General features: G+C 33.3%; 12 protein-coding genes and 1 pseudogene. 7 read left to right on the top strand and 6 right to left on the bottom strand.

Annotated features, from left to right (window positions below; genetic code table 11):
- Nucleotides 1-33: 33 nt before the first annotated feature.
- From ACYIAL_RS09240 to ACYIAL_RS09250, 3 genes are all read right to left on the bottom strand, one after another.
- A complete protein-coding gene (locus ACYIAL_RS09240; protein WP_483751499.1) occupies nucleotides 34-768 on the bottom strand; it encodes a hypothetical protein in 735 nt (244 codons plus the stop codon).
- Between the two features lie 398 nt (nucleotides 769-1,166).
- Complete coding sequence (locus ACYIAL_RS09245; RefSeq protein ID WP_174797447.1) at nucleotides 1,167-1,997, bottom strand: phosphoenolpyruvate hydrolase family protein; 831 nt, start codon at nucleotides 1,995-1,997, stop codon at nucleotides 1,167-1,169.
- Between the two features lie 16 nt (nucleotides 1,998-2,013).
- Nucleotides 2,014-3,222, bottom strand: a complete 1,209-nt coding sequence (locus tag ACYIAL_RS09250) for a Tm-1-like ATP-binding domain-containing protein (RefSeq protein ID WP_483751500.1) — start codon at nucleotides 3,220-3,222, stop codon at nucleotides 2,014-2,016.
- Between the two features lie 177 nt (nucleotides 3,223-3,399).
- Here ACYIAL_RS09250 and ACYIAL_RS09255 point away from each other — a divergent pair, with 177 nt between their 5' ends.
- Together ACYIAL_RS09255 and ACYIAL_RS09260 are read left to right on the top strand one after the other, a co-directional pair.
- A complete protein-coding gene (locus ACYIAL_RS09255) occupies nucleotides 3,400-4,029 on the top strand; it encodes a TetR/AcrR family transcriptional regulator (RefSeq protein WP_483751501.1) in 630 nt (209 codons plus the stop codon).
- A 138-nt stretch (nucleotides 4,030-4,167) separates the two neighbouring features.
- A complete protein-coding gene (locus ACYIAL_RS09260) occupies nucleotides 4,168-4,749 on the top strand; it encodes a hypothetical protein (protein ID WP_483751502.1) in 582 nt (193 codons plus the stop codon).
- Between the two features lie 283 nt (nucleotides 4,750-5,032).
- Here ACYIAL_RS09260 and ACYIAL_RS09265 read toward each other — a convergent pair whose 3' ends face one another.
- Nucleotides 5,033-5,431: a SulA-like leucine-rich domain-containing protein gene (locus tag ACYIAL_RS09265; protein WP_483751503.1), complete on the bottom strand. Its 399-nt coding sequence runs from the start codon at nucleotides 5,429-5,431 to the stop codon at nucleotides 5,033-5,035.
- A 106-nt stretch (nucleotides 5,432-5,537) separates the two neighbouring features.
- Nucleotides 5,538-5,915 (bottom strand): fluoride efflux transporter CrcB, encoded by a 378-nt coding sequence (gene crcB / locus ACYIAL_RS09270; protein WP_174797442.1) that lies wholly within the window; start codon nucleotides 5,913-5,915, stop codon nucleotides 5,538-5,540.
- A gap of 310 nt (nucleotides 5,916-6,225) precedes the next feature.
- On the opposite strand from crcB, the gene ACYIAL_RS09275 reads away from it, so the two are divergent.
- From ACYIAL_RS09275 to ACYIAL_RS09285, 3 genes are all read left to right on the top strand, one after another.
- On the top strand, nucleotides 6,226-6,834 hold the full coding sequence (locus ACYIAL_RS09275; protein WP_483751504.1) for a riboflavin synthase subunit alpha: 609 nt from the start codon (nucleotides 6,226-6,228) through the stop codon (nucleotides 6,832-6,834).
- A 101-nt stretch (nucleotides 6,835-6,935) separates the two neighbouring features.
- On the top strand, nucleotides 6,936-7,490 hold the full coding sequence (locus ACYIAL_RS09280; RefSeq protein WP_483751505.1) for a YbhB/YbcL family Raf kinase inhibitor-like protein: 555 nt from the start codon (nucleotides 6,936-6,938) through the stop codon (nucleotides 7,488-7,490).
- A gap of 25 nt (nucleotides 7,491-7,515) precedes the next feature.
- Nucleotides 7,516-8,298: a helix-turn-helix transcriptional regulator gene (locus ACYIAL_RS09285; RefSeq protein WP_483751506.1), complete on the top strand. Its 783-nt coding sequence runs from the start codon at nucleotides 7,516-7,518 to the stop codon at nucleotides 8,296-8,298.
- 160 nt (nucleotides 8,299-8,458) lie between these two features.
- Here the strand turns inward: ACYIAL_RS09285 and ACYIAL_RS09290 are convergent.
- Nucleotides 8,459-8,629 (bottom strand): annotated as a pseudogene (locus ACYIAL_RS09290) (integrase core domain-containing protein); the annotation flags it as partial.
- A gap of 853 nt (nucleotides 8,630-9,482) precedes the next feature.
- Between ACYIAL_RS09290 and ACYIAL_RS09295 the strand changes: the two are divergent.
- Both ACYIAL_RS09295 and ACYIAL_RS09300 read left to right on the top strand, forming a co-directional pair.
- Nucleotides 9,483-10,412, top strand: coding sequence for a hypothetical protein (locus ACYIAL_RS09295; RefSeq protein ID WP_483751507.1), 930 nt, complete (start codon nucleotides 9,483-9,485; stop codon nucleotides 10,410-10,412).
- Nucleotides 10,394-14,125, top strand: coding sequence for a toxin VasX (locus tag ACYIAL_RS09300; RefSeq protein WP_483751508.1), 3,732 nt, complete (start codon nucleotides 10,394-10,396; stop codon nucleotides 14,123-14,125). Before ACYIAL_RS09295 ends, ACYIAL_RS09300 begins: the two co-directional genes overlap by 19 nt.
- Nucleotides 14,126-14,144: the final 19 nt, after the last annotated feature.

Genomic DNA, 14,144 nt, shown 5'->3' on the forward strand with positions numbered 1-14,144 from the left:
TATGATTTGACGTTTATATATTGCCATTTTATCTTAAAAAACACCTTTTAATTGTTTTTTTGATATTTTGATCTGTTTAGCGATGACTTCTACGTAGAATGAATCACTTTGAATAATGTAATGCCAATAGTCACCGAGATCATATTGTTGCCAATTAGGGAAATGAGATTGTCGTTCATTGACTAATTGCTCAAGCCATGATGATTCAGGGATAACCCAATAACAAGAATTAACATCATCGCTATCACAATGGCTGTAGTAAGTGCACTGTTTGTTTCGCTCAAAGCGCATTGCCCAAACATTAGAAAACTGGAATATACCCGTAAATTTAGAATACTTTGCAGGTTTATACCATATTTTACAATAGGCGGTTAACGTATCGCCTTTGGAATTTATGACAATGTCATCGTTGGGGGCTTGCCAAAAAGGAAGTTCAATGGGATAGGCATGATCTTTGGCTTGTGAGCATTGATAAGTGATACCATGATTGGTTAAGGTGGTTTGAATATACTCATCGTGGCTATTAAGATATTCATCTTCCGTTATCATAAAGGTAAGAATATAAGATGGACTAAGAACAATATCAAAAATGCGATCGATTTTGTCATAAACCACTATAGTAAAATCATTTAACTTAGCTTTAGCGATACTACTATCATTTTTGTAGGTGAATGTACTGTTAAAGGCTTGCGCAAGCTTGGCTAATAGTTGCTCAAATGAGCAATCCTCATTAATTAACAATCTTAACCATTTTTGGGGCGTATTCATCTGTTCCTGCTTAGCACTATTACTCTGCGATTAATTTAAGGCTGAACCGGTAAAAATATTCGCCAGTTTGCCAATAATATTTATCAATTTTAATCTTTTTGGGGATGAATTGTTAGGCTAATCTTATTTTTTATTATTTGAATAATTTTATTAAACGATTATTTTAAATTGAAGATAGCACTGAAAGTTGATTGATAGTTTTGCTATTTACTAATTTGTTAACGCTATCTATGCATATGATTGTCATGGTTAGGATTTTTGTTTCTGTTAAATCTAAACAAATATGCGTGGATATTGATATTATAACGTTTTCTCAAATTAGCATTTAATTAATCGCGCAACTATTTAAAAAATAGCAGTGCGACGCGTAAGTCGCACCGTTATTGCTTATATTATTGTTAGTGTCGTTGAATCGATTTAAATTTTTCTGTCGTTTGCTTTAATGCAATTTCTGTTGGTAAACGCTCCATCGAGCTTGCGCCATAAAATCCATTACAATCAGGACAATTTTTTAAGATATATTCAGCATCTTCTGGAGTAGCAATAGGGCCACCATGACATAAAATAATAATGTCTGGACGAATAGCTTTAGCCGCTTTTGCCCATTGATTGATTAACGGCACACAGTCAGCTAGTTTCAGTGCCGTTTCTGCACCAATACTTCCACCTGTTGTTAGTCCCATATGGGGTACTAAAATATCTGCACCCGCTTTAGCCATATCGATCGCATTTTGTTCGCTAAATACATAAGGTGTTGTAAGCAGATCTTTTGCATGTGCTTTGCGAATCATTTCAACTTCTAAAGCGTATCCCATTCCTGTTTCTTCTAAGTTTGCTCTGAAGTTACCATCAATAAGCCCAACAGTTGGAAAGTTCTGTACGCCAGCAAATCCCGTTTCCTTTAATTGATCTAAAAATTGGTCAAATTGACAAAAAGGATCTGTGCCATTTACACCCGCTAGCACCGGCGTATTTTTAACTACCGGCAATACTTCTTTAGCCATATCCATTACAATTTCGTTAGCATTGCCATAAGCAAGTAATCCAGCTAATGAACCTCTACCAGCCATACGGTAACGTCCAGAATTATAAATAACAATAAGATCGATACCACCAGCTTCTTCACATTTTGCTGATAATCCTGTACCTGCACCACCACCGATAATTGGGTGACCTTTAGCAATCATATCGTGGAATTTTTTTAACAATTGAGTTCGTTGACTACTCATTATATTCTCCAAATATTTATTTCATTATCTTTGTAAATTCGTTGATGATCAGATCACAAAACTGCGGTGAGTTTATATGATAGGAGGTTTTTATTAACTTTCTTTTTTCAGTTTGGATAAAGGTTTTTTCAAATTCATCAATAAATGCTTGATTAGCTTTTGGTGACCAAAAAGCACCATCTTCAATATCTAAAGCCGAAAATCCACCTTCAGGAATAATAAAAGTGACATAACCTTGGCATTGATTAAGTTTATTTGCGATCCAATGAGCCATTTTTTTGTTTTCTTCTGGCGTTGTTCGCATTAAGGTCACTTGTGGATTATGTGGATAAAACAGACGATCTTTATATTTTTGTGGGATAGTATCAGGGCTAGCAAAATTTACCATATCAAGTGCGCCACACGATCCAATATAAGGTATTTGGCTTCTGGCAATGGCACCAAAACGGTCTTCATCACAAGCTAAAACGCCATCGAATAAATAATCACCTACTTCAGTTGTTGTGATATCAAGTACCCCATGCAATAAATGGCTATCAGCGAGTTTTTCCATCGCTTTGCCACCACTGCCTGTAGCATGAAAAACCAAGCAATCATATTGATCGTGTAATTTAGCTGATAAGGATTGAACACATGTCGTTGTGACACCAAACATAGTCAATCCAATTGCAGGCTTATCTTCAATCGTATTTTGGGCTTTAAATAGAACCGAGCCAGCAATAAAGTTAGCCGCATTGGTTAAAACTTTTCTTGATATAACATTAATTCCAGCAATATCAGTAACAGAATACATCATTGCAATATCACTTGCACCAATATAACCCGAAATATCGCCAGATGCCATTGTTGATACCATCAGTTTAGGAATTCCAACAGCGAGTGATTGCATAGCAGGAGTAATTAATGCTGTTCCACCTGAACCACCTAAACCCAGTATGGCTTCTACATCATTTTGAGCCATCAAAAATAATTTGAACGCATCAGCCATTGCAACAATTGCTTTGCCTCTATCGCCGCAAAAAACAGCTTGTTTACCATTTGGATGGTAACTAGCAACGGTTTCTGCGACGATAGCGGCTAAATGATTATATTGATGAGGTTGTGTAGAAATATCGACAATTTTACAGTTAAGTTTTTTCAAATCGAGAAGATTTTTGATATAAACGATTTCTTCCCTTTTTGTATCTAATGTTGTAACTAAATAAATTGTACGAGTTGATGCCATTTATTATTCCTAAATAAGTTAATTAGGTAGATACTTGTAACAAAAGGATGATGAATTGTCATACATTACATATCAAAAATAAGACTTAAGTCTCATTTTTTGTGGGGTGATAAATTTTAACTAATTTATTAAAATGCGGTATCATGTTTACGATTACTACAAATTAAAGATATATCAATGATTCAAAAGACTTTAGTACCTTCCTCAATATATACTGGCGTAAAAAAACGGACTTATGAACGTTTAATTAATACTGCATTAGAAGCATTAGAACAGGGCTGTGAACTCACTATAACCGAACTTGCTGATAAATCTGGTATATCCCGAGCAACCGCATACCGCTATTTTCCGACACAAAGTGCTTTAATTACAGCTGTGGTTGAAAGTTCATTAGAACCTATTTTTAGTTGGCGATCAAAAAAACAAAATGCAGAAGAACGTATTCATGATTTTTTAGCTTTTGCTTTTCCACAAATGTTAAAACATGAAGGGGCATTGCGTGCTGCGATAAAGGTCTCATTACAACAATGGGCAACAGAACGAGCCTCATTATCACCACAAACCGAAAACTTGGTGCGGGGTAATCGCAAAGAAATCCTTTCAACACTATTGTTACCTCTTAAAACTGAACTGCCTGAAGAACTTTATGATAAAGTAATTTATGCTATTTCAATCATTTATGGCTCTGAAATATTTATGATGCTTAAAGATATCTGGAAGCTTGATGATCAGTCTGTAATATCGCTATCGCAATGGATAGCTAAAGCAATCATTAATCAAGCCAAACAAGATGCGTCGAAAATTTGATTGGATATCGAAAATAACTCAGCGCCACAAGTTTGCTTAGTCATTATTCTATTATAAAAATCAAGAGATTTTATAAAAAAGCAGACAATATAAAATGATGATTCATCCCTATTTAGATATTTGAAGCAGGAAACTATAGTGAAAAAGTTTGTTTTTATTCTCATTTTTTGTCTTTATGGTTGTGCGTACAAGCAATTACAAAGCTTGCCAAGTCATGATACGATTATAAAATTAATTGTTGATGAAAGTGCTGGGGTTATTGCCGAATCAAAGGAATACTCTTACCAATTCACTAGCCATGATGCAATTAAAGAACTCAAAAGCTATCGTGAGTTTTTATCTGAAACCAAAGATGATATTGAAAGTGTATCAATTAGATTTTATCAAGAAAGTTTAAGTGATGAAATTATTGCTCGATATAGTAGTTTTATCTCAGAAGCAAAAATCTTAAACAATAAAAGCTTATTGGCAAAATATAAATCAAAATTAATTTTGAAAGATGGTTATTATCAAGTGCACTTTAAAACTAAAGGAAAAGTCTATAAACAAGCCAATACGATATCCGATCAATATTTATTGCCAAAACCAATTAAAGTATCAATTAGGACAAAGCATGAACTAGACTCAAATGATGATATAACTGGCGACGTAGCCGGGTTAATTATATTACCAATTGTTGTTCCACTGATGATGATTGGTTGTCTTATCGGTCCTTGTTAAATGCATGTAAAACTAAATTTGAATCATGATTTATTAACTCAATTAAAGCGAACCATTAAAATTTATTGCATTAACTTATTTAATATTAATTTTATACTGAAATTATTCAATAAATGGCTATTTTAAGTTAACATCATAAAAGCTGAACATTTAATAATGTTCAGCTTTTATTGACAATATTTATGATGATTTTAACAACGTTAATAATAGCGTATTCACGTTCAAATTTCACATTCTAAAATCGAAAAAATTTACATTTATCTTGCTAGTAATATTCTTGTATTTAGTGGTATTGAATGGATTGTTTACATTGTTCATCGTGCACCAAAAGTAAGCAGGTATTACTTGATAATACCGCTTGTTGTAAGCGCTGTTTGTCGTGTTCATTAAGATCGTTAATGCAAGCAACGATATAACTACAGGTTTTGCTTCGTAAAGCCTTTTCTATCGTCGATATTAAATTTTCATTCTTTAAATTACTTAAATGAATAACTTTTTGTTTGTCGAGTCCAGCAGTATTGATCCATGCACGTTTTAACATTGGCCGATTTGATAGCCATAATTGCCATTTTTTAGCTTTATTCAATGATTTTAATAAAGGTCGCTGTTGTTGTAACAGTTGTTGGAAAGGCGATTCAAAGTGAATAGCCATAAGTTGTTGTGATGAATGTTCAATTAACATAATAACCTCGACACTGTTTCTATATACAGTGTATATTAATACAGTGTTTTGGCGTTGTAAACTCTATTTATGAACATTTTTTGTATTATTTATAAATAGTACAACATCACGGACGCAACCATTGATATGACAAGATTCCTAAAAAAGTTGTTAAGACTGATCCAACAACATGTATAAATATTGTTGTTAATCCCCAAAATATTCGACCTCCTTGTAAAAAGTTAACAATTTCGGCTGAAAAAGTTGAAAAAGTTGACAGACCACCACAAAAACCCGTTATCACAAGTAATCGCCATTCGGCTGAAAGATTAGAGTGATTAAAGAAAGCAATAGCAAAGCCAATAATATAACCTGCAACTAAATTAGACAGTAGTGTGCCTAGCGGAATTGCAAAAGCAATAATATTCAATTTAAGCGATAAAAACCAACGCAATAAACCACCTGCCACAGAGCCAACTGAAATGGCTAAAATAAGTTTCAACATAGATAATCCTTAATTAGCAAAAGCGAAATCTAACCGCATTAAGATAAAATGCAGCCTTTTACTTACAATAATTAACACGTTAAGGTAAACATCACATTAATTAACAAAAAATTTAGTTATGATTATAACGATAGAAGATAGAAACGAATATCGTTTTATCCAAGTTTTATTTTTGTGTTTATTGAATAATAATAAATAAAGTCAGGACTTAATATGATTTGCCTATACAATTAATTTAATCATTAGGAAATTATGATTTGATTAGGCTAAAATAGCCATTAAAAATTGATATAGCAAAGGGGGAAATATTGTGTTTACAGGAATTGTACAAGGAGTGGGTCAAATTATTGATATTAAAGATCAAGATAAATTAAGAACATATAAAGTCAAATTACCGCATCAATTAACCGATAAAATTGAAATTGGTGCTTCAATAGCCAATGATGGCTGTTGTTTAACTGTGACAGGCTTTGATAAAGATGTCGTATCTTTTGATATTATGGAAGAAACCATTGCATTGACCACATTAGGTGATAAAAAAATCAATGATTACGTCAATATCGAGCGTAGCGCCAAATATGGTGACGAAATTGGTGGACATGTGATGTCTGGGCATATCTCTTGCACCGCAACCATTATTGATATTCAAAAAACCGCAACAAACTGCCATATGGCGTTAAAGTTGCCACCACAATTTAGCAAATATGTATTATATAAAGGCTTTATTGGAATCGACGGCGCTAGTTTGACCGTTGGCGAAATTAACGATAATTGCTTCCATATCCATTTAATTCCTGAAACACTTACAATTACCACATTAGACGCTAAAAAAGTCGGAGATAAAGTCAACATTGAAATTGACTCACAAACTCAAGCCATTGTTGATACTGTTGAACGAGTATTAGCCGCAAGAGAATGATAATATTAATCGAATTTGTGTCAGATTTAAGCTAATTTGTGCTGATTATAGATTGAAAATTCCTTATGATGGCTTTTATTTAATAGTCAAAAGAGGCTAACATGCGTATTTTGTACAAAGCGAAAGCCATTATTTATAGTACATTATTATTGAGCACAAGTTGCAGTTATGCGGCACAATTACAATTAACTAGCACTGATCTTATCGATAAAGGGTTTACTGCTCGGTTTATATCCAATCAATTTGGTTGCCAAGGCGAAAATATATCTCCGCAAATTTCATGGCAAAATCTACCCAAAGCGACAAAAAGTTTAGTATTAACTATGTATGATCCTGATGCACCAACGGGTTCTGGTTGGTGGCATTGGGTGATTGTTAATATTCCTGTACAAACGCCGTTTATTAAACAATCAGCAGGAAATAATCCCAATTTATTACCTAAAGGAAGTAGGTTAGTACGTAATGATTTTGGCGTGATAAATTACGGTGGTCCATGTCCTCCGCTAAATTCGACTCATCGATATCAATTTACACTTTATGCACTAGACATTGATCACATTGAGGTTGATGAACAAACCACACCAGCTCTAATTGGTTTTATTGCTAATTCGCATCAAATAGCGAAGGCAGATATGATTTACTCCTACTCACGTTGATATTGGTTAATAGGCTATTAGGATTATGGATTTTGCTTCAATTGGTCGAGTGACTTATATAACACAACGTTGCAATCAAACCCTAAAGCAGATTCAAAGCAATGATCCTATGATTGTCTATGTCATAAATGGCGAAAAACAGATTGAATGTGAGGGCGAATATTTTAAGGTAAAAACAGGTCAATTAGTCCTGATTCCAGCAGGTAATCTAATGAATATAAATAATTTTTATATTGATGATAAGGATTATCAAGCCATCTGTTATTCTTGGCATGCACAGTTAATAGACCAATTTGCTTTATCTCATCTTTATCAGAGTAGTCAAATTCTTAAAAAAATTAAAGTTGAAACAATATTACCTGAAATTTTTATTACTCGATTGATACAGATTAAAACAGAATTATTGACACATAACCAATGCAATTCTAATCTTGTTAAACATTTATTTATTGAATTATTAATTAGATTATCTGCATTTGGTGTGTATTTTCCCCTGAATAATAACCCAAAAATTAGCCAAAAAATTCGCGAAATTATTAACCAGCAGCCAGACAAAAAGTGGCAGGCAGCAGAAATTGCTAAACAATTTGCTATGAGCGAATCAACTTTAAGGCGACATCTTGCTTTAGAAGGATATAATTTATCTAAAATTATCTTAGATATAAGAATGAATTTTGGTTTAATGCTGTTGCAAACTACCCAAAAAACGATCCTACAAATTGCCCAAGAAGTGGGATATGAATCAGGCTCTCGTTTTGCTTTTTACTTTAAACAACGTTTTGGATTTTCACCAAAGAGGCTACGTTAGTCAATTTTTTATTACTAACATTTAATTTTATTTATTAAATTGTTTTGTATTTTTCAATTTTCATTGAATCAATAATTAGCTTTATTATTTTCATAATACTCATTGTTTGTTAATATTTATATATATAAAGACATTGAACTGTTTGCACTTCTTGATTAAATCAATCCGCTAAAAATGCATAAGGCGTTTTTCCCGAAATCGCTTTATGCGGTTTAACTGTATTATAATAGTTAATAAATCGCTTAAGTTTTTGTTGCCTGTCTTTTGAATCTTCGAATATTTGCTGATTATGCCGCATACTCATTAAAGTGCGTATCACGTTTTCTGCTTTCCCGTTCGTTTTTTGGAGGGATTGAGTGAATTTTTGATTGGTATCGTTTTAATAAATAGGTATTCACAAGCCTCTTGATATTCATGTCAATTGTTTGAATAAATACATTTCTAATGTTTTATAGCGTTTGCCCTTACTGAACAATGGAACAGACAGCTACAATACAGCTTTGTTATCACGTTATAAATGGTTGAATAACGGACCATAAAACATTCAGCAAAACCGTGAAGGTTATTTTTTATGATACAGTTGCTCAATATTTTGTCGTTAATAAGGATATAGTTTTGTTTTTAAGTATATTCATGACAGCATTTTTTTATATTACAGTAAACAGCGCGAATAATTCCTACAAGTCAGTTGATATAATTACTTATCCTTATAATTTAAATTGAAATTTTTGATAAAAAAAGTAAAAAATAGTTGCAAAAATGAGTAAAAAAACGTAATTTGTCTGCTTAAATTGATTATCGTTATTAATTACAAAACAAACATTCATAAATTTTAAGTTGGTTTAAATAGTTAGGAGCTGGGTATCATGGGGTCGTCTGTTGGTAATATTTTGCTATCTAGCATTGCATCATTTAGCTAGTTTAATTTTTCCAATTGATTGAATTAAGTATCTACATATTATGATGTATCTATTGCCAAAAAAGTGACAATCATTTTTACATTGCCATAATCCTATTGTTTAAACTATTGATATAATTAAATTAAATATATCAAGTTTGAAAATAACTAAAGTATCGAATAAAAACCATATTAAATTTAAATAATAACAAGTATCCACTGTATCAAAGTCGCAAATGCCAGGATAGAGCAATATGCAAAACAAAATGGTAAGGATAGAAATAGTATGAAATACCACTTAGATAATTTTGTTAAATTAATGAATGAATCCAAAAAGAATCGTTATTTGCTAGTTGATAAATTAAGACCATTACCGGATTATAATTTAATATCTGTTGACAATATTCTTGAATTCTTTTTCGATAAACAAGCCGATAAAAATGCCAAAAAGGAGCGGATTGTTCCCATTTTAAGGCCAGATTTGAGTCATGATACCGATCATTGTCCGCATCTGATATTAATTGCAGATCAAAACGAATCGATAAACCCTGAACTATTGGCACTTTCTCTTAAAGAGGCTAGTAGTGAATTATTTATGGATAAGCGCTATATATGCGCTTGGCTTATAAGTGATTTACCGCTAACACAATTAGCTGAAGAATTAGTCACCATAGGAGAAAATTTGGCTAAAGAAGCACTGACAATAAATAGTCGATTTTTTCCTTATTACGAACCTTTTCGTATGCAATTATTACATGAAAGTAACCTGATTTATCAACAATGGTTACCTAGGCAGTTAAAAGGTATTGCACAATATTGTTATCTTAATTTAAGCCGTAAAATTAAAATTATCCAAAAACCCGAACCAAACGAAATCTTAGGTTTTTCACAAATAAGTGACCGTACGGTTTCGTATCAACAATATGCTAAACAAATTTTTCTTTGCTTTAAAACTTTAATCGAAAATAAACAGATCAAAACACCTGACGATAGACAACTTATTATGGTGGCTGATAAATGGTTAGATAGCATAAGAACAGGTCTAGCCGATTTAGAAGATCAGTTTGCATTTGTCATCAACAGCTTGTTTTATAATATTGATTTAATGAATCAAGCACAAACGCAACAGGCTGTACTTAATGCAATTGAAAATCCAGGCACATTAAAACAAAACTTATCGGTACTGAGAAAATCGCAATGGGGGCAAGTAAAATAATGGAAGAACAATCAAAACAACAAGAAGAACAAGTTTTACATAATCACGAAACCGATATAATTAAAGACGCCGAGGATGTTAACGAAAAAATAGCAGAACTTGTTTCGCTTAGTAAAGAAAACTGCCGGCTTTGCGGGCGTGATGGCTATCCCATTTATCTACTCAGAAAGGCAGTAATTAGAAAAAAAGCATGGGGCGTAGATTGGTCTAAAAATGTGCCTAAGGGCGTAGCAAAACAACCATCTCAAGCATTACAAAAATATGAATATGTACTGCGTAATGTAAGGCAAGGTTACATCTATGTATTAGTTGAAAGCATAGAAGGCAAAAAAGAGTTTATTGGTTATGAAGTTACTCCTGAAGGCGTGTTTAGACATAGACCAGTTGAAAATATGGTAGTCAATAAATGTGATTCTATGGCGCAATCTTGTACTAAAAAAAATCACCATATACCAGCTTCGTTTATTACCATTAATAATTATTTATACAAAAAGGCGTGGATTGCCTATAGTAAGCAGCCTTGGTCAAAAAAAGTTCGAGAACAATATCGCACAGGTAAAGCCGATTTAAGTCGTTTTACCTTTGTTGATCTGAGTGTCGAAGCAACTCGAACGTTATCTAAAGATCAAATAAGTGCGGAAAATTTATTTAAAACGGCTGTTGATTATAATCGTAGAAAAGATAACTATACAGAGCTTCCCCCAGATTCGGCACCGTTACAACCAGAATTGGTATTTGAAGATCTGACAATAACGGGGTATTACAGTTTACATCATTTTCAAAGCCGTAAAGATTCTGATTGGGGTTACTATCAATATGTATCTGCAATGGAATCCCAACTTCTTTGCAAAATTCCTGTGGTAGTGGTTGAGGATAATTTTGGTATTGTTGAAGAGCTTAACTATCAACGTGAAGTCAACAATAATTTTACGGGTGATAGAAATTTAATCCATAAAAAAGACAAAAACACAGGGATCCCCTATGTGTTTAGCTTAATTCATACTGATGAATTTGAATATAAAAATGCAATACTTAACACCATCGACGCTTACGAAAAATCAATAGATAAATTTTATAAAGAGCGTTCATCGGGATATATTCGCCATACAATCGATGAGTCAGGAAGCACAGTTAACCATTTGACTCGTAGCGAAATTGATATCTGTAGTAATCACCCTTTAACTAATTATGGTACCTGTGAATTTATTCCTGAAAATAAATCCGCCGAGGAAAATTTTGCAAAAAATTGGAACAAATTAAAAAAACAGCTTGATACTAATAAAATTGAAACTTTTCGAAAAGATAGGCGAGACTACCAAAGTATGGTCAAAAGCCGTTTATTAGACTATTCCAAAGATTATGCCTATTATGCACGTTGGCTATTTGGTAAAGCAGGCAAAAACTCCAAGTTATCACAAACCGTTATTAGTGAACGTAATAAAAACCGTTTTTGGGAAGTGGAATTTGATTATCAACTTAAAGCGTTTCATAAGTTATACCTTGATGATGCACATATTATGTTATCCAGTCATATTCCACCAACTGACGATGTCAAAGCCTTATATGACGAACTGTGCTCAGACGAAAACAGCTATTACTATCGAGTAATAGCGGGTGATAATAAGCAATTGTTTCTAGAAACCGACAGTGATACATCAGCAAGTAGTGATCCTTCATCAACAACCGAACCCCCAAAAACAGATGGTTCCACGTCAGAAGATGATTCGTCAGATGATGAGTTTAACAAAGCGATGGTTGATAGTGTCAATGCAATATTTGGTGCAGAAGTCAGTACGTCAGATGGGGATATTCTTCTTGGTTATTTAATCCGTAATCATATTTTATCGTTGGCAACTGATATTAGCAAAGGTATAGCAACCGAATACCGTAATGGCAAAGTTCTACTTAACCAAACGTTAATATCAGAGCGTTTAAAACTTTTAGCCGAAAAAATAGCAAACGGTAAAGTGACACAAACAACCTTAAATATTCGCATGACCGATATTGCCGAAGTATTTAACCGAATTGGCGAAATTTCGGCAACTGGTGGCGTCAATTTCAAAACTAATTTAAAAAACGCACAAGGTGATAACTTATATTTTAACAAAGCAGATTCTAAATTTTACATTATGGATGTAAACGGTAAATCCCGAAGCTTTACCCGTGAAGAATACGAAACAATAAGACAAAAAACCGTGTCACTTGAAATAGCCATGGTGACCGAAAATCCTCGAGTAACCCCAAAATTATTGGAAGAATTTGAAAAGTTAGCCAATGAAGAGGTTTTATCAATTAAGAAATTTCGACAATTTGCCAATCGCGTGCCCAAAGAAGTTGAAATTTCGGTAATGGCAAATGGCGACGACTTACAACAATCGCTATTAAAAGAATTAGAAGAATCGAAAAAAATATATCATGTTCAAACTGAAAACCAAAAAATTGTTGTCAGCGGTTTAACAAAATGCTTTTTAAATGTGGTAATGATTCATTTTACGCTAAATGCATTTAAAAATAATCTGGAAAAAATCAAAACCGAGACCGATCCAATACAAAAAGCCTTTCTGCTTTATGATTTAACCTCGAGTTTAATCGCTATCGCAGGTATGGCGGCCGAAGTTGGCGGGCATATTATCAAAATGGCAACAGGTATGACCGCACTTAAGATGACTAACTTTTTAACACGTCATCCTTATGGCGAAAGCCGACTAACACCACCAAAATTGAAACTCGCTTATGGCATGAAGCAAGTTTTTAATGTCACAAACAAATTTCTCAATTTTGTCGATAAAGGGCTTGGTATATTAGCAATAGCAGACGGCGTGATAGAGATTTTAAAAGGTGGTAATTTAATTCTTAATGAAAAAGAAATTGTAGCAGGGATACTAAAATTAACAGGTGGTTTTGTTATAATGGTTGGTGCAGCAGTGACATTAAAAATGGTTGCTTTAGGGCTTGCGGCTGAGATGGTACCAGTAGTGGGAGCTGTTGTTACTATTGCTGGTATCATTATTCTTTATATTTCCACACTATTTGAGCGTAGCAAGCTAGAGCGTTGGTTTGCTCGTTGTGGTTTTGGTATTGATAATGGGCGTTATCCAATGACAATTGCCGGATGCAAACAAGCGCTAAATGATTTTTCGGCGTTGGTATCAGGCCTCTCACCACAATTGCGTTTTGCACAGCCCGATAAAAATCAAGAAATTTTACTAGCTGAATTTATATATCGCTCGCTTTATCTTGATATGACCATTCATGACTTCGATATGGAAAACGATAAATTAGCATTTATTGTCACTATTATGGATAAAAGAAACCCAGACTTAAAGGTGAAAATACAACTTAACCATAATAATATAAGTAAAATGCTGGAACCGAAACTCCTTGAAGATAGTTTGAATAAACAATTATATGGTCGTCCCTATATTATATTCACCCACGATAAAGGTAGAATGTTTAAATATCAATCAGAAGAGGTTGAAAATGATAATAGTGATTACACATTAAAACCAGTAACAGGCACTAAAACCAATCTGGTTATTCGCTTTAAGCTGGCCGAGGTAAATCATAAAGCCATTACATCATTACTCTATACCGTTGAACTTAACTATAAAAAACCCGATATCATAAATGGCGACCAAATAGAAGAGTCACAACCGCTTCATCAATTTTATGAATTTGACGGTTATGGGATCATGGTTTTAAACCATAAATAGATTATAAAGGAACAAAAAT

Source organism: Gilliamella sp. X-57, assembly GCF_057063565.1.